We start from the raw sequence: 24,012 nt of genomic DNA, 5'->3' as shown, positions 1-24,012 counted from the left end.
CGGTCATCGGTCACCTCAGGCCAGGGCCAGGGTGGCGGCGGTACGGGCCCGGCGCTCCACGTGGGTCATCGCGACGGCGCCCAGGAGCAGGCAGACGGTACTGATCGCCAGGCAGATGGCGAGCGCGGGCCAGACCGGACCGCTGCCGGTGGCCGCCTCGCGTACCGCCCTCGCACCCCAGGTGGTCGGCAGGACGGCGGCCAGCGGTGTGGTCCAGCCGGGCAGCACGGTGATCGGCACGAGCATGCCGGAGAGCAGCCAGATCGGGTATTCGAGCGTGTTGGCGAGCGCGTTGGCGTTGCGCATCAGCACGAACGTGGCGGCCAGCAGCAGCCCGAACATGCCCAGCGAGAGGATGCAGCCGGGGACCGCGACCGCGAACGCCAGTGGGTGGGCGAAGTCCAGCGGGATGCCGTACAGCAGACGGCCCCAGAGCAGGGTGGCGACCATGGCGTACGTGCCGGTGAGCGCGGTGGCGAGGGTGATCGGCAGGATGACCAGCGCGGGCGGACGGGGCGCGAGCATGATCATTTCGAGGGTGCCCTGCCAGCGCTGGTTCTGGATCGCGCCGCCGGAGCCGAACAGCACCGACGACCAGACCCCCATCAGGCCCGCGCCGACCGCCGCCTCCAGCAACCGGTGCGGTTCGCCGCCGGCCCGGAAGAGGTAGACGGCGAGCGTCGCCTGCACCAGCGGCACCAGCATCGCGATGGTGATCTCCAGCGAGGAGCGGCTGAGGTGTTTCGCGTGCAGCAACGAGCCGACCGCGATCATCCGGAGGGTGCTCACACCGGCACCGCCGAACTCTCGGCCGGCTCGTCGGCGACGGCGGCACGGTTGACGATCGTGACGTACGCGTCCTCCAGGGTGGGCTGCCGTGCGGTCACCCGGCCGAGCCGTACCCCCTCCAGCACGCGCAACACCTCGGCCTGCACGTCGTTCGACGCGTCCGACTGCACCGTGAGCACCTGCGCCGCGCCGACCACCGCCAGGCTGGCCTGCCGTACGCCGGGCAGGCGGTGGATCTCGGCGAGCCGGGCGTCGTCCACCCCGTACGCCTCCAGTTCCAGCACCCGGCGCCCGTCGGCGTGGTGCTTGAGCTCGGCGGGGGTGCCGAGCGCCTGAATCCGGCCCGCCGCGATCACCGCGATCCGGTCGCAGAGCTCGTCCGCCTCGGCCATGTAGTGCGTGGTCAGCAGGACGGTCGTGCCGGCCGAGGCGAGATCCGCCACGGTCTGCCGAAGCTCGCGGGCGGCGACCGGGTCGACCCCGATGGAGGGCTCGTCGAGGAAGAGCACCTCGGGCGAGTGCAGCAGGCCACGGGCGATGTGCAACCGCTGGCGCATGCCGCGCGAGTAGCCCTCGACCCGCTCACCCTCCCGTCCGGTGAGGCCGACCAGGTCGATCAGTTCGGCGATGCGACGCCGCTGGTCCCGCCCGGGTACGGCGTACAGTTCGGCGAAGTAGCGCAGGTTGTCCCGGGCGGAGAGCCGGTCGTAGAGTCCCCGGTCGCCGCCGAAGACGTAACCGATCCGGCGGCGTACCTCGCGGGTGTGACGTACCACGTCGTAGCCGCAGATCCGGGCCACCCCGGCGGTCGGGATCAGCAGCGTGTTCAGCAGCTTGATGGTGGTGGTCTTGCCCGCGCCGTTCGGGCCGAGCAGGCCGAACAGCTCGCCGGGACGGACGGTGAGATCCACTCCCCGGACCGCCTCCACCTCTCGGCGTTGTGGGCGCAGCCAGCCGGTACGGCTGCGGTAGGTACGGCGCAGCCCGACCGCCTCGATCGCGTACTCGTTCATGGGCGCAAACGGTAGGAGCCGTACCGGGATCGGGGAAACGAATTCGGTGGGTGCCGAATGTTCGCCGGTTGCCCGGTTGCCCGGTTGCCCGATTGGCAGGTTGGCAGGTTGGCAGGGTGGCAGGGTGCGTCGGTGGTGCCGGCTAGGCCGAGGTGGCGGTGCCGGTCTGTTCCGGGGCGAGCAGGCTGACCAACGCCAGTCCGGCCGGCTCCAGCGCGTACAGCACCCGCCGTCCGGCCCGGCGGCGGTTCACCACCCCGGCGCTGTGCAGCGCGGCCAGGTGCTCGGAGACCGTGCTCGGGGCCAGCCCCAACGAGGCGGCCAGCCCGGCCGTGCTGGCCGGGCGACTCAGCCCGCGCAACACGGTGGCCCGGCCCCGGCCGACCAGGATGGCCAGCCGGTCGGTCCCGCCGCCGGTCACCGACGGGCCGGGCGGGGCGGCCGGCTGGTCGGCCAGGACCGCCGCGCCCCGGGCCTGGTAGGAGACCGCGACCACCTCCGGATGGTCGCTGCTACAGGTCAGCGCCCCGCGCGAGAAGATCAACGGGATCAGCAGCAGCCGCTGGTCGACCGCGCTGAAGCTCTGCTCCAGCGGCTTGACCAGGGTGAGTACGGGCCGTTCCCAGCGCACCCGCTCGTGCAGGTCGGCCAGGAGCGCGTCCGGCCCGTCGGCGGCCAGGGCCCGCGCCCGGTGCAGCACCTCCTCGTCCAGCGCCGCCCGCATCGCCGGCCAGTACGGGGCGATCGCCGCCGACCAGTACGCCTCGATGCCGTCGGCGAGCCGGTTGCAGGCGCCGGCCGGGTCGTCGCGGAAGGGGCGCAGCCACGCCGGCAGGTCGCCGGTGAAGTAGCGGGGGATCTGCTCCTCGATCAACTCGCGCGGGGTGGCGCGGAGCACTTCCAACTCCTCCTCCAGGGAGGGGCAGGGGCTCGGCGGGATCGGGGAGAGGAAGTCCGGTGCCCGCGACCCGCGAACCATGAACAGGCTCACCGGCGCCGTCTCGGGCACCTCCGCCAGCACCCGCCTGGCCCGCCTGGCCCAGTCGGTGTACGGCCACGGCACCTCGCCCGGATTCCGCTGGAGCAGGTAGAGGCTGCAGGTCAGCTCCCAGAGCGGGCTGATCGCGATCCGGGTACGCGCCAGCGTCGGTTCGTCAAGCTCGATCCGGATCACGCCCACCAGGTTAGCCAGTCGAGCGCCGCGCCCGACGTACCGCGCCCCGCCCAAGGCGTTAGGAAGGGCCCCCTATACCTCAGAAAACGATAACAAGGGGCCCTTCCTTGCAGCCGGGGATTTACTCGGCGGCGGGCGGGGTGGCGGGTCGCGTAAGCTTGGTCGGGACAGGCGACGACCCGGCTATCACCGGTGAGCCTCCGGAAGAAACGCCGGCCGACCCGGAGACGGGCGACCGGCGGAGTAGAACCGGACGGGTCCGGCCCGTCACAGCCGGCCAACGAGCGGGCGGTCGATCCTGACCGTCAAGCGGGGTGGTACCGCGGGTCACGCGGCGCGCCGGCTGGCCGGTGTGTCGCCGGCTCGTCCTCGCAGTCCACTGACAGTGAGCTGCACGAGGAGAGCGACCCCCGATGGCGTATCCCAAGCACGCCCCCGACGGCACGGGCGTACCGGCGAGCCCCGACCTGCCCTCGGTCGAGCGCCGGGTGCTGGAGCACTGGACCGCCGACAAGACGTTCGAGGCGAGCGTCGAGCAGCGGCCGGCCGGCGAGAACGGCTCCAACGAGTACGTCTTCTACGACGGCCCGCCATTCGCCAACGGCCTGCCCCACTACGGCCACCTGTTCACCGGCTACGTCAAGGACGTGGTGCCGCGTTACCAGACCATGCGCGGGCGCCGGGTCGAACGGCGGTTCGGCTGGGACACCCACGGCCTGCCCGCCGAGGTGGTCGCCGAACGGCAACTCGGCATCACCACCAAGGCGGAGATCCTCGACCTCGGCGTGGCGAAGTTCAACGACGCCTGCCGTACGTCGGTGCTCCAGTACACCCAGGACTGGGAACGGTACGTCAACCGGCAGGCACGCTGGGTCGACTTCAACAACGACTACAAGACCCTCGACCTGGACTACATGGAAAGCGTCATGTGGGCCTTCCAGACCCTGCACAAGAAGGGCCTGATCTACGAGGGTTTCCGGGTGCTGGCGTACTGCATGCGCTGCGAGACGCCGCTGTCGAACACCGAGACCCGGATGGACGACGTCTACCGGGACCGTCACGACCCGACGCTGACCGTCTGGTTCCAGCTCGACCCGACCGAGGACGGGCAGCCGGGCGAGAAGATCGGTGTCTGGACCACCACCCCGTGGACGCTGCCGTCGAACCTGGCCCTCGCGGTCGGCCCGGACATCGAGTACGCGGTGCTGGAGCGGGACGGCGAGCGGTTCATCCTCGGCGCCGCCCGGCTGGGCGCGTACGCCAAGGAGTTGGAGGGGTTCACCCGGGTCGGCACGGTGTACGGCCGGGACCTGGTCGGACGTCGCTACACCCCGCTCTACGACTTCCTGGCCGAGGCCGGCGGGCCGAACGCCTTCCAGGTGCTCGGCGCGGACTTCGTCACCACCGAGGACGGCACCGGCGTGGTGCACCTCGCGCCCGCGTTCGGCGAGGACGACCAGAACACCTGCAACGCGGCCGGCATCCCGACCGTGGTGACGGTCGACGACCACGCCCGGTTCACCGCGCTCGTTCCGCGTTACCAGGGCGAGCAGGTCTTCGACGTGAACAAGCCGGTGATCCGCGAGCTGAAGGAGCGGGGGGTGGTGCTGCGGCAGGATACCTACACCCACTCCTACCCGCACTGCTGGCGCTGTGACACCCCGCTGATCTACAAGGCGGTGTCGTCCTGGTTCGTCGAGGTGACCCGGTTCCGGGACCGGATGGTCGAACTGAACCAGGAGATCAACTGGACGCCGGGGCACGTACGGGACGGTTCGTTCGGCAAGTGGCTGGCGAACGCCCGGGACTGGTCGATCAGCCGGAACCGGTTCTGGGGCTCGCCGATCCCGGTCTGGAAGTCCGACGACCCGAACTACCCCCGGGTCGACGTGTACGGCTCGCTCGACGAGATCGAGCGCGACTTCGGCGTACGCCCGGCCGACCTGCACCGGCCGGTGGTGGACGACCTGGTCCGGCCGAACCCGGACGACCCGACTGGCCGGTCCGTGATGCGCCGGGTGCCGGAGGTGCTGGACTGCTGGTTCGAGTCCGGTTCGATGCCGTTCGCCCAGGTGCACTACCCGTTCGAGAACCGGGACTGGTTCGAGGACCACTACCCGGGCGACTTCATCGTCGAGTACATCGGGCAGACCCGGGGCTGGTTCTACACCATGCACGTGCTCGCCACGGCGCTGTTCGACCGGCCCGCGTTCCGTAACTGCCTGGCCCACGGCATCCTCCAGGGCGGCGACGGGCGCAAGATGTCCAAGAGCCTGAACAACTACCCCGACGTGTACGGCGTCTTCGACTCGTACGGGTCGGACGCGATGCGCTGGATGCTGATGTCGTCGCCGGTGCTGCGCGGCGGCGACATGCCGGTCACCGAGGTGGGCATCCGGGACGCGGTACGTCAGGTGCTGCTCCCGCTCTGGAACGTCTGGTACTTCTTCTCCCTCTACGCCAACGCCGACGGCTACGAGGCGCGGCGGGTGGAGGCGGAGTCGGCCGGGACCGGGGCCGGCGGACTGCTCGACCGGTACGTACTGGCCAAAACCGGCGAACTGGTCAGCACGGTGCAGACCCAGCTCGACGAGTACGACATCTCGGGCGCCTGCGCCACCGTACGGTCGTTCCTCGACGCGCTCACCAACTGGTACGTCCGCCGGTCCCGGGATCGCTTCTGGTCCGGTGACCGGCAGGCGTTCGACACCCTCTACACCGTGCTGGAGACACTCTGCCGGGTGGTCGCGCCGCTCGCGCCGCTGACCGCGGAGGAGATCTGGCGCGGGCTGACCGGTGAGCGTTCGGTGCACCTGACCGACTGGCCGGTAGCGGCCGAGTTCCCGGCCGACCACCACCTGGTCGCGGCGATGGACAACGCCCGTACGGTCTGCTCGGTGGCGCTGTCGCTGCGCAAGGCGAAGGGGCTGCGGGTCCGGCTGCCGCTGTCGTCGCTCACCGTGGCCAGCTCGAACGCGGCCGACCTGGAGCCGTTCGCCGACCTGATCGCCGACGAGGTCAACGTCAAGACGGTGCTCTTCACCACCGAACTGGCCGGCTACTGCGAGCAGGTGCTCACGGTGGTGCCCCGGGCGCTCGGCCCGCGCCTCGGGGGTCAGGTGCAGACCGTGATCAAGGCGGTCAAGGCGGGAGACTGGTCGCTGGTCGACGGCGTACCGGTCGCCGCCGGGGTCGCCCTCCAGGAGGGCGAGTACGAACTGCGCCTGGTCGCCGCCGACGTGGAACACTCGGCCCCGCTGCCCGGCGGCGAGGGGGTGGTGGTGCTGGACACCAGCGTCACCGCCGAACTCGCCGCCGAGGGGCTGGCCCGTGACGTCGTACGGGTGGTGCAGCAGGCACGCCGCGCCGCCGACCTCGACGTCGCCGACCGGATCACGGTCACGCTCCACGCCGTACCGGCGGTGGTGGCCGCGGTCGAGGCGTACCGGGACTTCGTCGCGGCCGAGGTGCTGGCCGACACGATCACGCTGACCGCGACCGCCGACGAGCTGCCGGCCGTCGACGGACTCCCGGCCGACGTGTTCACCGGCGAGGTCGGCGACGGCATCGCGGTGGCCGTCACCGTCGCCCGCCGCTGAGGTGTAAGGAAGGGCCCCTTATTAACGCATAGCGTTAATAAGGGGCCCTTCCTTACTCGCGAGCGCTAGCGGCGGCGCCCGGAGGAGATAGAGGGGACACGTTTGTCTGCCGCTGGGTGAGATGGAGCGCTGGCGATGCTGAAGTCGGGGCGGGTCTGGCCTACCATCGGTGCGGCGGCGAGGGCCGCCGCGACCGGTGGGCCGCCCCGGCGCTGACCAGGGGAGGCCGCGTGCCGCTGCTCTACACCGTCGGCAAAATCACCGTCGGCACGGCGATGAACGTGGTCTGGCGGCCCACCGTCGAGGGGCTGGAGAACGTACCCACGACTGGCGGTGCGATCATCGCCGGCAATCATCTCTCGGTCGCCGACGAGCTCTTCCTCGGTTCGGTGGTGCCCCGGCACATCTCGTTCTGGGCCAAGGCGGAGTACTTCACCGGGACGGGGTTCCGGGGCTGGTTGAGCCGGTCGGTGATCGGTGGGCTGGGCGCGATCCGGGTCGAGCGTGGCGGCGGTCGGGCCGCGCTCTCCGCGTTCGACGGGGCGATCCCGGTGCTGCGCGCCGGTGAGCTGGTCGCGGTCTACCCGGAGGGGACCAGGTCGCCCGACGGGCGGCTCTACCGGGGGCGTACGGGTGCGGCCCGGTTGGCGATGGCGGCCGGTGTGCCGATCATCCCGGTCGGGATGATCGGCACCGACAGGGTGCAGCCGATCGGCGTCCGGATCCCGCGTCCGCACGTGCGCGGCGTGGTGGTGCGTTTCGGCAAGCCGATCGACGTCAGCGGCCGAGGCGACGACCGTAGCTCGCTCCGCGAGATCACCGACGAGGTGATGGTGGAGATCCAGCGGCTCACCGGCCAGGAGTACGTGCCGCGCTACTCCCCGGCGCGGACCAGCCCCACCGCCGACCCCACCGCGGAGTAGCCCCGCGACTACCGGCCCGCCCCGCGATTACCGGCCCGCCCCGCGATTACCGGCCCGCCCCGCGATTACCGGCCTGCCCCGCGACTACGGGGCCGATCGTGAACGTGGGCCCCGCTCGTGACTACGGGGCCTGGGAGCCGCGCTGCCGCTCCTGGGCCCGGACCTCCGGCAGGTCGTCGAGCTGGTCGAGTTGCCGCAGGCTGCGGCTGAGCCGAGCGTTGACGGGCAGGCGTTCCCGGGTGCGGTCCAGCCAGACCCAGTAACCGGCGGTGTACGGGCACGCGTCCTCACCGAGGCGACGTTTGGGCTCGTACCGGCAGCCGCCGCAGTAGTCGCTCATCTTGTTGACGTACGAACCGGCGGCCGCGTACGGCTTGGTGGTCAACTGGCCCGGGTCGGCGAACTGGCTCATGCCGACCACGTTGGCTGCCATCACCCACTCGTAGCCGTCGACAAAGGAGCGGTGGAACCAGTCGACCAGCTCCGACGGGCGCCAGCCGCGTTGCAGCGCGTAGTTGCCGAGCACCATCAGTCGGGGGATGTGGTGCACCCAGCCTCGGTCCCGTACCCCGGCCAGCACGTCGGCGAGGCAGCGCGCCTGCACCGCGTCCGCGTCCAGGTTGGCGAACCAGGCGGGCACCGACTTGCGGGCGCCGAGCCGGTCGGAGCGGCGGTAGCCGGCGTCGAAGTACCAGTAGAGGTGCCAGACGAAGTCCCGCCAACCAAGCAGTTGCCGGACGAATCCCTCCACGCTGGACAACGGTGCGCTGCCGTCGCGGTACGTCGCCTCGGCACCCCGGATCGCCTCCATCGGGTCCAGCAGCCCGAGGTTGAACGAGGAGGAGAGCAGGCTGTGCGCCATCAGTGGATCGCCCGCGAGCATCGCGTCCTCGTACGGCCCGAACGTCGGCAGCCGGTGGCGGAGGAAGTGCTCCAGTCGGGTGACCGCCTCGGCCCGGGTGGCCGGGAACAGCCGAGGACCGTCACGGCCGACGAACCGGATTCCCTCCGCCTCCCAGCGGTCCAGATCGCGCCGGACCTCGGCGTCGATCTCGTCCTCCTGGGGCACCGGCGGAGGCGGTACGTCGAGCCGTGGCGACTCCTTCGGTGGAGGCTGCCGGTTGTCGACGTCCAGACTCCACCGGCCACCGGCCGGCTCGTTCCCGTCGAGCAGTACCCGGTGGTGGCGGCGCGCGTACCGGTAGAAGTCGTCCATTCGCATCGCACCGCGCCGGTCGTCCGCCCAGCCGGTGAAGTCCTCCGGGCTGGTGACAAAACCTCGCGGTGGCAGCACGGTGACCTGGCCCAGTGAGCGGACCAGGTCACGGGCACGCCGCGAGGTCGGGTGGATGACCTCGATCGGCTCGCGGACCTGGTCCAACCCCTCCCGGTAGGTCTCGGTCCGTAGGTGTAGGGCCCGGTCGCCGAGTTCGGCGACCCGGTGGCGAAGTGCGGAGAGGACCAGGTGGGCCTTCTGCCGGTGGAAGGCACGACGACGGAAGACCGCTTTCGACTCGACCAGGAGGAGTTGCTGGTGAGGATCGTCGAGGAAGTGCGGCCCGAGTTGATCAGCGAAGAGCCAGCGCCGCCGCATCACCCGATTGTGCGCCGTCTGACTACTTCATCCCGTATCTGAACCATGAGTCGACTGTGTCTCCGGTCACATAAAGTATGGTCAGGTCTTGGTGATGATCTCGGAGCGTAGCCGGCTCAGCAGGTTTGCGCTGTCCTCGACGGAGAGTCGGGTGAACAGGGCGGTGCCGAGGCTGCCGTGGTCGGCCCAGGAGCAGAGCACGACGTTCGTACCGCGCGTCTCGCCGATCGCACAACGCTGGAACTCGCCCCGCACCCCGGTGTCGATCGGCACGATCTCGCCCAGCGCGTACTCGTCGCCGAGCCGGGCCATCTCGGCGTCGAGATCCTGCTCCGGATTCCAGCGGAAGCCGGTGGTGCCAAAAATGGTGACCACCTTGCCGCTCGGGTCGGTGTAGACCCCGGCGAAGGTGTCGCCAAGCACGCTGTTGGTGACCATCTTCTGCCGGAGTTGGTCGGTGACCTGCTCGCTCGCCCGGTCCTCCCGCTTGCGCAGGTCGATCAGTTCGGTCGGCAGGGTCGCGGTCACCGGGTACTGCTCCCACATCGGCTTGGCGAACCAGGCCGGGCCGCCGCAGCAGCAGACGACGGTCAGCAGGGAGAGCACCAGCATCACCCGGGGCCAGCGACGCCGTCGCCGGTTCGTCACCGCCACATAACCGGGCGGTGGCCGCCAGCCGGCCGGTGGGGCCGCGGTGGGACCGCGCCCCGGGTCCACCCTGTCCCGGCGTCCGCGCCGGTCCGGCTCCGGCACCTTCACCGTCGGGGCCGACGGAGGGGCGGCCGGCGGAGGAGACCCGGAGGCGGCCCGTCGCGCCGACGCCGGGTCCGCCGGGAGCGGGCGGGTCGTCGGGTACGCCCGCACCGGCGGATGCGGCGACCCCGACCGGTACGGCCCGGCAGGCGAATCCGGCTGGTACGGCGGCGCCGGTGACACGGGCTGGTACGGCGGTGCGGGCGACACCGGCTGGTAGGGCTCGGGGGACGCGATCGAGGCCACGTGCGCCGCCCATGGCTCCGGGTCTGCGGCGGCCCACGGGTCGACCGGCGTGTCGTGGTCCGATCGGTGGTCCTGGTCGCGTCCGGCCTGATCCGGTCCGGCCTGGTCGCGTCCGGCGTGGTCCGGTCCGGCGCGCTCCGCGGTCGGTCCGGTACCGGTCCGGTCGGCCTGTTCCGCCTCGGGCTTCGGGTGCGGCGTCGTGGCGCTCGCCTGTTCCGGTTCTGCGGGTCGGGACTGGCCCGCCGGTGGGGTGGGTTCCGGCTGCGGCTCCGGCATCAGGGCGTTCTCCTCTCACACGCCCGTACGAGGTTAGTACCGGCTTGCCACTACGGCACCGATGGTCACAGGCGTACCGGTGGGACGGCGTGCGGTGGCTGGCGGCCCGACACGCGACCGGCGGCCCAGGTGCGCCGCGTACCCTTGGCGGTCATGAGCGACCCGACCACCGTCACCGGCCACGGCAACAGCATCTGGCCGCAGCTCGAACCGCTGCTGCCCCAGGTCAGCAAGCCCATCCAGTACGTGGGCGGAGAGCTGGGCGCGGTGGTCAAGGAGTGGGAGTCGGCCACGGTCCGCTGGGCGTTGATGTACCCGGACGCGTACGAGGTGGGCCTGCCCAACCAGGGCGTACAGATTTTGTACGAGGTGCTCAACGAGCAGCCCGACGTGCTCGCCGAGCGGACCTACGCGGTCTGGCCGGACCTGGAACGGCTGATGCGCGAGCACCGGGTGCCGCAGTTCACCGTCGAGGCGCACCGCCCGGTCGGCAGTTTCGACCTGTTCGGCATCTCGTTCAGCACCGAGCTTGGTTACACCAACCTGCTCACCGCGATCGACCTGGCCGGCATGCCGATGCTCGCGGCCGACCGGACCGACGCCGACCCGGTGATCGTGGCCGGTGGGCACGCCGCGTTCAACCCGGAGCCGATCGCCGACTTCATCGACGCCGCGGTGCTCGGTGACGGCGAGGAAGCCGTACTCGAGATCACCGCGATCGTCCGGCAGTGGAAGAACGAGGGCTCGCCCGGTGGGCGTAACGAGCTGCTGCTGCGCCTGGCGCGTACGGAGAGCGTCTACGTACCCCGGTTCTACGACGTCGACTACCTGCCGGACGGCCGGATCCAGCGGGTCGTGCCGAACCGGGCGGACGTGCCGTTCCGGGTGCACAAGCGCACGACGATGGACCTCGACGCCTGGCCGTACCCGAAGAAGCCGCTGGTCCCGCTCGCCGAGACGGTGCACGAGCGGTACGCGGTGGAGATCTTCCGGGGTTGCACCCGGGGGTGCCGGTTCTGCCAGGCCGGCATGATCACCCGACCGGTCCGGGAGCGGTCGATCACCACCGTGGGCCAGATGGTCAAGGAGGGGCTGGAGTTCTCCGGCTTCCACGAGGTCGGCCTGCTCTCGCTCTCCTCGGCCGACCACTCCGAGATCGGCGACATGTGCTCCGGCCTGGCCGAGCAGTACGCCGGCACCAACGTCTCGCTCTCCCTGCCGTCCACCCGGGTCGACGCGTTCAACATCGACCTGGCCCAGGAGTTGTCCCGCAACGGCCGGCGGACCGGTCTGACCTTCGCGCCCGAGGGTGGCTCGGAGCGGATCCGCAAGGTGATCAACAAGATGGTGTCCGAGGAGGACCTCATCCGTACGGTGGTCACCGCCTACAGCAACGGCTGGCGGCAGGTGAAGCTCTACTTCATGTGTGGCCTGCCCACCGAGACCGACGAGGACGTGCTCCAGATCGCCCGCCTCGCGCACGAGGTGATCAAGGCCGGGCGGGCGGCCACCGGGTCGAAGGACATCCGCTGCACCGTCTCCATCGGCGGTTTTGTGCCGAAGCCGCACACCCCGTTCCAGTGGGCGAAGATGGAGACGCCGGAGGTGATCGACAACCGGCTCCGGCTGCTCAAGCAGGCGATCAACTCCGACCGGTCGCTCGGTCGCGCGATCGGCTACCGCTACCACGACGGCGAGCCGTCGCTGATCGAAGGGCTGCTCTCCCGGGGTGACCGTCGGGTCGGCGCGGTGATCCGCCGGGTCTGGGAGGACGGTGGCCGGTTCGACGGCTGGAGCGAGCACTTCTCCTACCAGCGCTGGGTCACCGCGGCGGCCGAGGTGCTGCCGACCTTCGGCGTCGACCTCGACTGGTACACCACCCGGGAGCGGGAGGAGCAGGAGGTTCTCCCGTGGGACCACCTCGACTCCGGCCTGGACAAGGACTGGCTCTGGCAGGACTGGCAGGACTCGATGTCCGAGTTCGAGCAGGATGACTGCCGGTGGACCCCGTGTTTCGACTGCGGCGTCTGCCCCTCCATGGACACGGAGATCCAGATCGGGCCGACCGGCAAGAAGTTGCTGCCGCTCACCCCGGTCAACACCGGGCTGCGGGTGCCGACCGGCGCCTGACCCGGCCGCCGCCGGCCGCCGTCCGGCCGTACCCATCCGCACCGGCCGGTTGACAGTGCCTCCGGCCGCACACCGAGGAGCACCACGATCAGCAAGAAAAACCAACCCGAGGGCGGTCAGGCGCCGGTCGTACAGCGAATCAGGATCAGGTACGCCAAGCGGGGACCGCTCCGGTTCACCTCGCACCGCGACTTCGCCCGTGCCTTCGAGCGGGCCCTGCGGCGGTCCGGCGTACCGGTGGCCTTCTCCCAGGGTTTCACCCCGCACCCCAAGATCTCCTATGCCAGCGCGGCACCGACCGGTACGGCGAGCGAGGCGGAGTACCTGGAGGTCGGGCTCCAGGCCGAGGTGGACCCGGACCTGCTCCGGGTCGCGTTGGACGCGGCCCTGTCGCCCGGTCTCGACGTGCTGGAGGTGGTGGTCGCCCGGGGCGGGAGTCTCGCCGACCGGATCGACGCCTCGCACTGGCGGGTCGAACTGCCCGGTGTCGACCCGGACCTGGCCCAGCAGGCGGTGGAGAAGTTCCGGGCCGCTCCGGAGGTGCTGGTCGAGCGGTTGACCAAGCAGGGTCGGCGTACCTTCGACGCCCGGGAAGCAGTCAGTCGGGTCGATGTGATCGACCAGACTGGGGCACCTTCCGAGGTCGCGGGCGTACCGTGTGCGATACTCGACCTAGTCATACGGCAGGTCACTCCGTCCGTACGACCCGATGACGTCCTTTCCGGCCTCCGCGTGGTGGCCGACCTGGAGCCGCCGGTGCCGCCAAGGGCGACCCGGCTGGCGCAGGGCACGTTGACCGCGCAGGGGGCGATCGCGGATCCGTTGGAGGCGGACCGCGACGGAGCGAACCATCGGTGAACGCGGGCCGGCTTCCGGCAAGCGCTCAGTCAGCCAGACTTCGGTAGCCCGTGCATCCGGACGCGTTACCGGAAACACCTTTGCGGCAACCCTGCGTGGCAGCGCTCACCCGCGCCCGGGGCAGCCAGAACTGGAGAACGTCCAATGCTCGACAACGAGCCCGAGGGCGGCGAACGGGCCGGCGCGCAGCCGGCCGGCGACACCGCCGAGACCACTGACAGCACGCCCGCCCGGCGTACCCGTTCCACCCGGCGGCGGACCCCGGCGGCCACCGCCGAACCGGCCGAGACCGGGGCCCCGGTAGAGGCTCCGGCGGACGCGCGGACCGGTGCCGACGAGGCGCCGCAGGCCGAGGTCCTGGCCCCGGTCGCCGGTGACACCGAGCCGGCGCCGAAGGTCACCCGACGCAGGCGCAAGGCCACCACGGCCGACAAACGGGACGAAGCAGCCACACCGGTCGGTGAAATCGGGACGACCGGAACGGCCGACCCCGAACTGACCGCCTCCGGCGGCGACTCCACCCAGGTCACCGGCGCCGCGCCGATGGAACCCGGGCCGGACGAGCAGGCCGAGCCGGCCCCGCCGGTCAAGGTCACCCGGACCCGGCGCCGCAAGGCGGTGCCACCGGCCGCCGAGGCCGAGCCGGAGAGCCTCGCGGCCGTCGAACCCGCCGCGGCGGCGGCCGAGGAATCCGACCAGCCCGGTACGGCGAGCGCCGCGCTGACCGGTGACTCCGTGTCGCCGGGCGTTGCCGCGCCGCCGACCTCCGGAACCGCACCGAGCGCTCCGGACGAGGTCGAACCGACCGAGGAGGCTCCCCGCAGCCGGCGCCGCCGGGCCGCCCTCTCCGCCCCGACCGTGCTCTTCATGGCCCCCGAACCGGAGATCCCGCCGGCCCGGCCGACCAGTCCGCCAGCCGCGGCGCTGGTCGAGCCCGTTCCGGTGGAGTCCGACGCCGAGGCGGACGAGGTCGACACCGAGCCGGCCGAGCCGGCCCGGCGCAGGCGCCGTGGTCGCCGTACCGCCGAAGCGGCCGAACTGGCCGAGCCGGTCGAGACCATGACCGACGCCGTCACCGCCGAACCGGAACCGGTCGAGCTGGAGGACGAGGACGACGAGGAGGACGACGAGGCCGGTGGCCGTCGTCGTCGCCGCCGGGGGCGTCGGGGTCGGGGTCGGGGCAAGGGCCCGACCGACGAACTCGACGAGGAGGACGCCGAGGAGCCGGCGCAGGCCGAGGCCGAGGCGGAAGAGGACGAGGAAGACGAGGCCGAGGGGGGCGACGGGCTGACCCGTCGGCGTCGCCGCCGTCGGCGCAAGGGCTCCGGGGACGGCGCCGAGGGGGGCGCGGACGACGGCGTACACACCGTTGTCAAGATCCGCGAACCGCGCCGTACCGCCGACGAGGTGCAGGGCGTTTCCGGGTCGACCCGGCTGGAGGCCAAGCGGCAGCGCCGCCGGGACGGGCGGGAGCAGCGGCGTACCCGCCCGCCGATCCTGAGCGAGTCGGAGTTCCTGGCCCGCCGCGAGGCGGTCGACCGGGTGATGGTGGTCCGCGAGCGCGGTGACCGTACCCAGATCGCGGTGCTCGAGGACGGGGTGCTGGTCGAGCACTACGTCACCCGGGCCACCTCCGGCACCATGGCCGGCAACGTCTACCTGGGCAAGGTGCAGAACGTCCTGCCGAGCATGGAGGCGGCGTTCGTCGATGTCGGCCGGGGCCGTAACGCCGTGCTCTACGCCGGTGAGGTCAACTGGGACATGAGCGGCCTGGAGGGGCGCGCCCGCTCGATCGAGCACGCGCTGCGCTCCGGCGACTCCGTCCTGGTCCAGGTCACCAAGGACCCGATCGGGCACAAGGGGGCGAGGCTGACCAGCCACATCGCCCTCTCCGGCCGGCACCTGGTGTACGTGCCGCACGGCAACGCGTCCGGGATCAGCCGCAAGCTGCCGGACACCGAGCGCAAGCGGCTGCGCGACGTACTCAAGAAGCTGGTGCCGGACGGCGCGGGCGTGATCGTCCGGACCGCCGCCGAGGGGGCCAGCGAGGACGAACTGGCCCGGGACGTCAAGCGACTGCAGGCGCAGTGGGAGGACATCCAGGCACGGGCCGCCGAGGGCAACGCCCCGGCGCTGCTCTACGAGGAGCCCGACCTGGTCATCCGGGTGGTTCGGGACCTGTTCAACGAGGACTTCCGCGAGCTGGTCGTGCAGGGCGACGAGGCGTACGGGATGGTCGAGTCCTACCTCACGCACGTCTCGCCCGACCTGGTGTCCCGACTGCACCGGCACACCGGGGCCTCGGACGTCTTCGTCGAGCAGCGGATCGACGAGCAGATCCTCAAGGGCCTGGACCGGAAGGTCTACCTGCCCTCCGGGGGTCACCTGGTGATCGACCGGACCGAGGCGATGACCGTGGTCGACGTCAACACCGGTAAGTACACCGGTGCCGGCGGCAACCTGGAGGAGACCGTCACCCGGAACAACCTGGAGGCGGCCGAGGAGATCGTCCGGCAGCTCCGGCTCCGGGACCTCGGTGGCATTGTGGTGATCGACTTCATCGACATGGTGCTGGAGTCCAACCGTGAGCTGGTGTTGCGCCGGCTCACCGAGTGCCTCGGCCGGGACCGGACCAAGCACCAGGTCACCGAGATCACCTCGCTCGGTCTGGTGCAGATGACCCGCAAGCGGATCGGCGCCGGGCTGCTGGAGGCGTTCAGCGAGACCTGCGACTGCTGCAAGGGCCGGGGCGTGATCATCCACACCGAGCCGGTGCCGGAGAAGCGCGCGGCGGCCAACGCGAACGCCTCGGGTGCCGCCGACCGGGTCAAGGCGGTCGCCTCGGCCTCCGCCCCGACCAGCGGCGCGCCGACCACGGCCACGGCGGAGACCCCGACGGTCAGCCGGCGCAGCCGGACCCGGAAGAGCGCCGCACCGGAGCGGGCCGTGGCCGAGGTCGACCTCGACGACACCATGGGCTACGACCTGTCCCGGTACGAGGTCGACACGGCCGACACGGCCGAGCCGGCCGAGAACCCGCCGGTCGGATCCGGCCGGTTGGCCGGGGCGGACGACCCGGACGCGCTGACCGACGAGGGTGACCTGGACGGCGAGGGCGACCAGGAGGGTGGCGTCGGTGGACGGCGTCGCTCCCGCCGGGGCGGCACCCGTCGGCGTACCCGCCCCTGAGCCACGGCGGGGCGCCGGAGGGCCGGCGAATTCGATCGATCTTGTGCCCCGCACCGGTTGCGCGTCGCGCGCCGGTGCGGTGCACTGGGGGCCGAGCGTTGGGCCGGGCCCCTTCCGCGTACCGCGACCTTGTCGCGTACCGCGCCGGAAGGGGCTCTCTCACCATCCGTACCCCCACGAGGAGATCAGATGCGACGCCCGCTGCCGGCCGCCGTCGTCACCGCCGCCCTGTTCACCGCCGTCCTGCTGGTCGGCGCCGGTTGTGCCGCCGACCGTCCCCGTACGGAGGGGCAGGCGCCGTCCGCCACCTCCTCCGCCGAGCCGAGCGCGTCCGTTCCGGGTCAGCCGGGGGCGTCCGGCGTACCCGGGGGTGCGACACCGGCACCGGGCGGGACGCCCGCGCCGGGCGGTGCGCCAGGTCAGCCGCTGCCCTCGGTCACCGGTCCGGCCGGCGGCAACGCCAAGCAGGTCTGCGAGTCGGCGCTGAAGACCAACACCGACTCGGGTACGGCGTTCGTGACCGACCTGACGGCGATGTTGCAGGCCACCGGTGAGGGGAACACCGCCGCCGCCACGGCAGCCCGGACCAGGGCCGAGAAGAGCGTGGCGAACTGGGCCAGCGCGCTGCGCGAGCACTCGTCCACGGCGACCGACCCGGCGCTGAAGGCCGTCCTCGGCGAACTCGCCGGCCAGGTGGCGACCATGAAACCCGAGCTGAACTCGATCAACGAGATCAAGCTGGAGGATCTGAACCAGCGGATCGAGAAGCTCTGCTCGGTCTGATCCGGCGGCCCGGTTTGGGTGCTGGACCGGGCATGGCGTACGCTTGCCTGCGGCGCACATTTGGCGCCAAGCTGTCGCGTGCCTGCCCCCGCACCCTGTGCGGTTGTGGCGGGCAGCCGTGAACAGCATCCCAGTAGCCTCAACGACAGGGAGTCCGCCTCCGATGTACGCGATCGTCAAGACCGGCGGCAAGCAGTACAAGGTCGCCGAGGGCGACGTGATCGAGGTCGAGAAGCTCGTCGGTGAGCCTGGCGACTCGGTGACGCTCTCCGCCGTGCTTCTCGTCGACGGTACCGACCTGGTGACCGACGCGGCCCAGCTCGCCAACGTCGCGGTGTCCGGCGAGATCGCCGCCCACACCAAGGGCCCGAAGATCCGGATCCACAAGTTCAAGAACAAGACCGGCTACCACAAGCGTCAGGGGCACCGTCAGCCGCTGACCCAGGTCAAGGTGACCGGAATCTCCAGCGGTAAGTAAGTTCGGCGGTAAGAACCCAGCGGAAAGTAAGGTCGTCCTCAGATGGCTCACAAAAAGGGTGCGTCCAGCTCGCGGAACGGTCGCGACTCCGCGGCGCAGCGGCTCGGCGTCAAGCGGTTCGGCGGCCAGGTCGTCGGCGCCGGCGAGATCCTGATCCGGCAGCGTGGCACCAAGTTCCACCCGGGGGACCTGGTCGGGCGTGGCGGTGACGACACGCTCTTCGCGCTGGCCCCGGGTGCGGTCCAGTTCGGCACCAAGCGTGGCCGCAAGGTCATCAGCATCGTGCCGGTGGCGCAGTAGTTAGCTTCTCCATTCGGCGAAGCGGGCCGCGGACCTGAGTGTCCCGGCCCGCTTCGCCGTTTGCGTGGCAGGCTTGTTGACGCGGGGATGGACCTCGCGGAGAGGATTGGCGTCGTGATTACCTTCGTTGACCGGGTCGTCCTGCACCTGCGGGCCGGCGACGGCGGGCACGGCTGCGTCTCGATCCACCGGGAGAAGTTCAAGCCGTTCGGCGGCCCCGACGGCGGCAACGGCGGTCACGGCGGCAGCGTCTCGCTGGTCGTCGACCCGCAGGTGCACACCCTGCTCGACTTCCACTTCCGGCCGCACATCAAGGCCGAGAACGGCAAGGGGGGCGCCGGCTCCAACCGGGACGGCGCCAACGGTGGGAACCTGGTGCTCAAGGTGCCCGCCGGCACCGTGGTGCTCAGCACCGACGGCGAGGTGCTGGCCGACCTGACCGGCGCCGGCACCACCTTCGACGTGGCCCGTGGCGGGCGTGGCGGGCGGGGCAACGCGTCGCTGGCGAGCGCCCGGCGCAAGGCTCCGGGCTTCGCCGAGCTGGGTGAACCGGGCGACGAGATGGACGTCGTACTGGAGCTCAAGAGCGTGGCCGACGTCGGCCTGGTCGGCTTCCCGTCGGCCGGCAAGTCGTCACTGATCTCGGTGATCTCGGCCGCCAAGCCGAAGATCGCCGACTACCCGTTCACCACCCTGGTGCCGAACCTCGGCGTGGTACGGGTGGAGAACCACACCTTCACCGTCGCCGACGTACCGGGTCTGATTCCCGGGGCGGCCAGCGGCAAGGGGCTCGGGCTGGAGTTCCTGCGGCACATCGAGCGCTGCTCGGTGCTGGCGCACGTGGTGGACACCGCGACCCTGGAACCGGGGCGGGACCCGCTCGCCGACATCGACGCCATCGAGGCCGAGCTGGCCGAGTACGGGGGACTGGCCAACAAGCCCCGGATCGTCGTCCTGAACAAGGTCGACGTGCCCGACGGGCAGGACCTCGCCGACATCACCCGGGCCGACATCGAGGCCCGTGGGCTGCCGGTGTTCGAGGTGTCCGCGGCTACCCGGGCCGGGCTGCGTGAGCTGACCTTCGCGATGGCCGAGCTGGTCGAGCGGCACCGGGCCGCCACCCCGATCCTGGAGCCGACCCGGATCGTGATCCGCCCGACCGCGGTCGACGACGCCGGCTTCACCATCGAGGTGGCCGACGACGGCGCGTTTGTGGTGCGCGGCCCGCGACCGGAGCGCTGGGTCCGGCAGACGAACTTCGACAACGACGAGGCGGTCGGCTTCCTCGCCGACCGGCTGGCCCGGTTGGGTGTGGAGGAGAAGCTCGCCAAGGCGGGAGCCGAGCCGGGCAGCCTGGTCCGGATCGGCGTACGCGAGTTCGACTGGCAGCCGACCCTCTACGCCGGGGTGGAGTTCACCCCCGGTAACCGGGGGACCGACGTACGGCTCGAAGAGCGTTCGACGCGTCCGTCGGCGGCACAGCGGCTCGCCGCCCGTAAGGCCCGGCGCCAGCGTCCGGCCGACGAGTTGGAACCGTCGGTCGAGGCGACCGAGTCCGGCGAGGTGGTGGCGATCATCGGCGGTCGGGACGGCGGCGCCGAATAGGTCACCGGTGACGAAGTGGCGCAGCCGATTGGACGGCATCCCTCTCTATTCGCGCCACTTTTGAGAAACCTGGGCGAAATGGCGTTTGATTACCCTGAGTGGATGCTGATCGAGTCTCGTCCATGCTCCGACCCGGAGCTCGCCGCCCTGGTTACCGCCCAGCAGCGGGAGCTACGGGAGGCGAACCAGCCGGTCGGCTCGGTGGGCGGCTCGTTCCCGACCCAGGACGACGTCCGCTACCTGGTTGGCGTGCTCAGCGGGCGGGTGGTCGCGTGTGGCGCACTCCGGACCATCGATCGGGCGACGGCCGAGATCACCCGGATGTACGTCCGACCGGCGTACCGCAGGCGCGGGATCGGACGCCAGTTGCTCGATGCGCTGGAGGAACTGGCCTATGTGGCCGGTCACTCCGTGTTGCGGCTGGAGACCCGCACCTACCTGCCGTCGGCGATCGCGCTATACCGCTCGGCCGATTACACCGACATCCCCGCCTACGGCGAGTACGTCGGCAATCCGCACAGCGCCTGCTTCGGCAAACGGATCTTAGTTTCGGCCTGAACCCAGCCCGGTCCCGCCGGCCGGCATTCTGTCCCGCCAGCGGGCCGGGTTCCGGCGTGGTGTGTGGGAACAGGCGGGCCGCCGGTCCCCGCACACCGCTGCCGGTCCTTCTCTTCGGGTGAGCGGGATCTTCGGATGAGCGGGCTCTTCAGGTGAGCAGGCCGATGGCGCGTTTGGCCCGGTGAACCGTGTCGGTCGCGTTGTCGCGGGCTCGTTCGGCACCCTCGGCCAGCACCCGCCGGACGAAGCCAGGATCACGGGTCAGCTCCGCGTGCCGGAGCTGGATCGGACGCAACAGCCCTTCGACCGCCTCGGCCACCGCGCGCTTGAGTTTGCTGTACGAGGAGTATTCGGCGGCGAGCACCTCCGGCGGGGCGTCCACGCAGGCGGAGAGGATCTCCAGCAGGTTCGCCGGACCGGGGCGGGTCTGCGGGTCGTAGACGACGGTACGGCCGGAGTCGGTGACCGCGCGCATCACCTTGCGCCGGATCACGTCGGGCGGGTCGAGCAGGAAGATGGTGCCCGCGTCGGAGCTGGTGGTCTTGCCCATCTTCGAGGTCGGGTCGCTCAGCTCCATCACCCGGGTGGCGACCTCGGGATGCACCGCGCGTGGCACGGTGAACGTCTCGCCGTACCGGGCGTTGAACCGGGTCGCCACGTCGCGGGCGAGTTCGAGGTGCTGACTCTGGTCCTCGCCGACCGGCACCTCCTCGGCGTCGTGCAGCAGGATGTCGGCCGTCATCAGCACCGGGTACGTCAGCAGGCTGAGCCGTACGTGCTGCTGCGCGGTCGACTGCTCGCGGAACTGGATCATGCGCTGGGCCTCGCCCACGCCGGTCGCGCACTCGAGCAGGAAGTGCAGCTCGGTGTGCTCGGGCAACTGGGACTGCACGTAGAGCATGGCCCGGTCCGGGTCGAGCCCGGCGGCCAGCAGCATGGTCGCCTGTTCCAGGGTGAGTTCGCGTACCCGGGCCGGCTCGTGGGCGACGGTCAGCGCGTGCAGGTCGGCCAGGAAGACGATCGTCTCGGCCTGGTACTGGGCGTCGACCACCGGGCGGATCGCACCCAGCAGGTTGCCCAGGTGCAGGTGACCGGTGGGTTTGAGGCCGGTGAGCCGGCGTTTCGGGAGGGTCCGGGTGAGGGTCGGGGTCGCGGTCATCGGTGGCTCCTTCGCCGTACGCGGACCGCCCGTCCCGGAAGCGCGAAAGAAAACGGCCGCCCGGGTCGGGCGGCCGTTTCTGCAGTCTCGGGGTGCGCGGATGCGTGGCCGCCCGTTAGGGGGCCCGCCAACCGTTCGTGGTCATCCGCACCCGGACAGCTTAACCCACCGCCGCGCGGAGGCGAATCGCTCGCCCCGTCTGGGCGGGTGACCCGGGAGCAGGACCGTAACGCGACCGTACTGGTGATCGTTTTTCGAGGTGGCGAGGAGCTGATCGGGGTCGGCGAGCATCGGAGGGATGCGTGAGCAGCCGCGGCGCCGTGGTCTGGCTGGCCCGGCGTGACCCGGGCTACCAGATCATCCGCAGTGCCCTGCGGCTGGCGCTGGTCGGCGTCACCGTTTTCTACGGCAGCATCTACCTGCTGCACAGCACCACCATGGCGGTCTACTCGGTGTTCACCGTCTTTGCCGTCGGCGTGCTGGCCCGGCTGCCGGTCACCCCGCGCGAACGGGCCCGTGTGCTGCTCGCCGCGTTGCCGGTCACCTGGCTGCTGGTCGCCTTCGGCTCCGTGCTGGCCGGCATGACCTGGATGGCGGCCGGAGGCATGGTGGTGATCGGCTTCGGGGTGGCCTTCATCGGGGTGAGCGGGCCACGGTTGGCCGGGGTCGGGGCCGGACTGCAACTCTTCTACATCCTCGCCTCCTTCGGCCCGTACGCGCCCGGCACCCTGGAGGAGCGCCTGGCCGGGGTGACCGTGAGCACGGTACTGCTGATCCTGGCGGACTTCCTGCTCTGGCCGGACCGGGTCACGCTGGTCCGCTACCCGCAGCGGCTCGCCGAGGCGGCCGGTGCGGTGGCGAGCTATCTGGACCTGCTCGCCGACGCGCTCGCCGGCACGGTCGCCCCGCTGTCGGAGACGGCCCGCCGACAGGCCGAGCTGAACGAGACGGTCGACCGGCTGGCCTTCGAGCGCCTGCCGGCGACGGAACGGCCGACGTCGGCGAATGCCCGGGACCGGGCGATGCGCGACATCGCGGTGGCGTTGCGCGAGGCGTTGGACTACGCCGAGCGGTTGGCCGTCGACACCGCCCTGCCCGGGGCGGAGGCGTCGACCGGCTCGCCCATGCCGCCCGGCGGGCCGGGCCGACCCGAGGCCGGACTGGACCAGCTACTGCGACAGTCCGCCGACGTGGCCCGGGCGGTCGGCGTGACCGTCACCCGGCAGGGCCCGCCGGTCGAGCTCGAGCAGCTCGGTCGGCTCCGTACGATGATCGAGGGGGTGCGTGAGCGCGCCGGGGACGAGCGTGCCAGGGGACCGGGTCTGAAGCCGTTGTGGCTGGACTCCCTCGTGCTGCGGGTGGCGGAGCAGGGACTTGTCATGGGTACGGCCGCCCGGATCGCCGTACACCTGCCCATCGGCGCCCCGGCGGCACGGCGGTCGGGACTACGGCACCAACCCTTCGACTACGCGTACCAACCGGCGCTCAAGCTCTACTGGCAGCGGCTGCGGGTGCACCTCACCCCCAGGTCGGTGCATTTCCAGGGAGCGGCCCGGATCGCCCTGGCCCTGGCCGCCGCCCGGGTGGTGGCCGGCTACCTGAACCTCGAACACGGGTTCTGGGTGCTGCTGGCCACGCTGACCCTGTTGCGTACCTCCGCCGCCGACACCCGGACCACGCTGCGGCCGGCGGTGGTCGGCACGGTCCTCGGTGCCGCCGTCGGGGCCGGGCTGCTGATGGTCGTCGACCGGCCGGAGATCTACGAGGCGCTGCTGCCGATCGCCATGGTGCTGGCGTTCGCGGTCGGCCCGATCCTGGGGCTCGCCTGGGGGCAGGGTTTCATCACCCTGCTGCTCACCGTCCTGTTCGCCCAGATCGGTCCGGCGGACCTGCACATCGTCCAGGCGCGGTTCCTGGACGTGGTGGTCGGCGCCGTGGTCGGTGTGCTGGCGGGTCTGCTGCTCTGGCCGCACGGTGGCGGCGGCGAGGTGCGCCGGTCGCTGGCCGACTATCTCGACGCGGCGGCGGCCTCGACCGAGGAGACGGTCGACCTGGTCACCGGGCGGAGACCGGACGAGGGCGCGCTGGTACGGGCACGTCGGGCGATGGTGCTCGCCGAGGCGTCGTTGATCCAGTACCAGTCGGAGAAGCCGGTCCGGCGCAACGAGGGGGTCGACTGGAGCGAGGTGCTGGTCGCCGGACACCGGATGGTGCGGGGCGGCCAGTACCGGCGGGAGTTCCGCCCGGCGCCGTACCCGCTGATGGCGCGGGAGGTGAGCGGCTCCCTGGCCGACTACGCGCACCGGCTGCGGTCCGCGTACGGCGACGTCGCCGGGCAGTTGACCCGGGGAGAGCTGAAGCACCGGGTTCCCGTACCGGCGTCGACCGACGACCTGATCGCCCGGTTGCGGGTCCTGGCGGAGCGGGGTGGCACCCGGAACGCGGCGCTGCAACTGATCGACCTCGAGGTGTGGTTGCTCTGCCTCAGCGCCCACCTGAAGCGGGTGCAGGTGCCGGCCGACGGCTCGGCGACCGACCTGCCCCTGCGCTAGCCGCCTGCCCGGGACCGGTTCGACCGGGCGGGG

Annotated in this window: 17 protein-coding genes; 11 read left to right on the top strand and 6 right to left on the bottom strand. The window is 71.3% G+C overall.

Annotated elements, in window-relative coordinates; all coding sequences use genetic code 11:
- Nucleotides 1–15: 15 nt before the first annotated feature.
- The 3 genes from ACI2K4_RS27185 to ACI2K4_RS27175 all read right to left on the bottom strand — a co-directional run bounded on the left by ACI2K4_RS27185 (nucleotide 16) and on the right by ACI2K4_RS27175 (nucleotide 2,976).
- A complete protein-coding gene (locus tag ACI2K4_RS27185) occupies nucleotides 16–789 on the bottom strand; it encodes an ABC transporter permease (protein ID WP_404515377.1) in 774 nt (257 codons plus the stop codon).
- Nucleotides 786–1,802, bottom strand: coding sequence for an ABC transporter ATP-binding protein (locus tag ACI2K4_RS27180; RefSeq protein ID WP_404515376.1), 1,017 nt, complete (start codon nucleotides 1,800–1,802; stop codon nucleotides 786–788). Before ACI2K4_RS27180 ends, ACI2K4_RS27185 begins: the two co-directional genes overlap by 4 nt.
- Nucleotides 1,803–1,944: 142 nt before the next feature.
- Nucleotides 1,945–2,976, bottom strand: a complete 1,032-nt coding sequence (locus tag ACI2K4_RS27175; RefSeq protein WP_404515374.1) for an ArsR/SmtB family transcription factor — start codon at nucleotides 2,974–2,976, stop codon at nucleotides 1,945–1,947.
- Nucleotides 2,977–3,389: 413 nt separating this feature from the next.
- Here ACI2K4_RS27175 and ileS point away from each other — a divergent pair, with 413 nt between their 5' ends.
- Both ileS and ACI2K4_RS27165 read left to right on the top strand, forming a co-directional pair.
- Nucleotides 3,390–6,575 (top strand): isoleucine--tRNA ligase, encoded by a 3,186-nt coding sequence (gene ileS, locus ACI2K4_RS27170; protein ID WP_404515373.1) that lies wholly within the window; start codon nucleotides 3,390–3,392, stop codon nucleotides 6,573–6,575.
- Nucleotides 6,576–6,805: 230 nt separating this feature from the next.
- Entirely contained in the window at nucleotides 6,806–7,498 is a 693-nt protein-coding gene (locus ACI2K4_RS27165; RefSeq protein WP_404515371.1) for a lysophospholipid acyltransferase family protein, read from the top strand.
- A gap of 121 nt (nucleotides 7,499–7,619) precedes the next feature.
- On the opposite strand, the gene ACI2K4_RS27160 is transcribed toward ACI2K4_RS27165, so the two are convergent.
- Nucleotides 7,620–9,092 carry a cryptochrome/photolyase family protein gene (locus ACI2K4_RS27160; RefSeq protein ID WP_404515369.1) on the bottom strand — a complete coding sequence of 491 codons (1,473 nt, stop codon included), beginning with the start codon at nucleotides 9,090–9,092 and terminating at the stop codon, nucleotides 7,620–7,622.
- Between the two features lie 81 nt (nucleotides 9,093–9,173).
- Nucleotides 9,174–10,367, bottom strand: a complete 1,194-nt coding sequence (locus tag ACI2K4_RS27155) for a hypothetical protein (protein ID WP_404515367.1) — start codon at nucleotides 10,365–10,367, stop codon at nucleotides 9,174–9,176.
- Nucleotides 10,368–10,520: 153 nt separating this feature from the next.
- Between ACI2K4_RS27155 and ACI2K4_RS27150 the strand changes: the two genes are divergently transcribed.
- The 8 genes from ACI2K4_RS27150 to ACI2K4_RS27115 all read left to right on the top strand — a co-directional run bounded on the left by ACI2K4_RS27150 (nucleotide 10,521) and on the right by ACI2K4_RS27115 (nucleotide 20,268).
- Complete coding sequence (locus tag ACI2K4_RS27150; protein ID WP_404515365.1) at nucleotides 10,521–12,497, top strand: TIGR03960 family B12-binding radical SAM protein; 1,977 nt, start codon at nucleotides 10,521–10,523, stop codon at nucleotides 12,495–12,497.
- A gap of 144 nt (nucleotides 12,498–12,641) precedes the next feature.
- Nucleotides 12,642–13,355 carry a TIGR03936 family radical SAM-associated protein gene (locus ACI2K4_RS27145; protein WP_404515402.1) on the top strand — a complete coding sequence of 238 codons (714 nt, stop codon included), beginning with the start codon at nucleotides 12,642–12,644 and terminating at the stop codon, nucleotides 13,353–13,355.
- Between the two features lie 144 nt (nucleotides 13,356–13,499).
- Nucleotides 13,500–16,544, top strand: a complete 3,045-nt coding sequence (locus ACI2K4_RS27140; RefSeq protein ID WP_404515363.1) for an Rne/Rng family ribonuclease — start codon at nucleotides 13,500–13,502, stop codon at nucleotides 16,542–16,544.
- A gap of 189 nt (nucleotides 16,545–16,733) precedes the next feature.
- Nucleotides 16,734–17,327, top strand: a complete 594-nt coding sequence (locus tag ACI2K4_RS27135; protein ID WP_404515361.1) for a hypothetical protein — start codon at nucleotides 16,734–16,736, stop codon at nucleotides 17,325–17,327.
- A 163-nt stretch (nucleotides 17,328–17,490) separates the two neighbouring features.
- Entirely contained in the window at nucleotides 17,491–17,805 is a 315-nt protein-coding gene (gene rplU, locus ACI2K4_RS27130) for a 50S ribosomal protein L21 (RefSeq protein ID WP_404515359.1), read from the top strand.
- A gap of 42 nt (nucleotides 17,806–17,847) precedes the next feature.
- Entirely contained in the window at nucleotides 17,848–18,105 is a 258-nt protein-coding gene (gene rpmA / locus ACI2K4_RS27125; RefSeq protein WP_404515357.1) for a 50S ribosomal protein L27, read from the top strand.
- Nucleotides 18,106–18,219: 114 nt separating this feature from the next.
- Nucleotides 18,220–19,710 (top strand): GTPase ObgE, encoded by a 1,491-nt coding sequence (gene obgE, locus ACI2K4_RS27120; RefSeq protein ID WP_404515354.1) that lies wholly within the window; start codon nucleotides 18,220–18,222, stop codon nucleotides 19,708–19,710.
- Between the two features lie 102 nt (nucleotides 19,711–19,812).
- A complete protein-coding gene (locus ACI2K4_RS27115; RefSeq protein WP_404515352.1) occupies nucleotides 19,813–20,268 on the top strand; it encodes a GNAT family N-acetyltransferase in 456 nt (151 codons plus the stop codon).
- A gap of 148 nt (nucleotides 20,269–20,416) precedes the next feature.
- On the opposite strand, the gene trpS is transcribed toward ACI2K4_RS27115, so the two are convergent.
- Complete coding sequence (gene trpS, locus ACI2K4_RS27110; protein ID WP_404515350.1) at nucleotides 20,417–21,427, bottom strand: tryptophan--tRNA ligase; 1,011 nt, start codon at nucleotides 21,425–21,427, stop codon at nucleotides 20,417–20,419.
- 302 nt (nucleotides 21,428–21,729) lie between these two features.
- Here trpS and ACI2K4_RS27105 point away from each other — a divergent pair, with 302 nt between their 5' ends.
- Entirely contained in the window at nucleotides 21,730–23,979 is a 2,250-nt protein-coding gene (locus tag ACI2K4_RS27105) for an FUSC family protein (protein ID WP_404515348.1), read from the top strand.
- Nucleotides 23,980–24,012 lie beyond the last annotated feature (33 nt).

Source organism: Micromonospora sp. NPDC050397 (assembly GCF_044901685.1).
Lineage (GTDB): Bacteria > Actinomycetota > Actinomycetes > Mycobacteriales > Micromonosporaceae > Micromonospora_G.
Note: the sequence above shows the minus strand (reverse complement) of the source record. Positions and strands in the feature narration are given on the sequence as shown.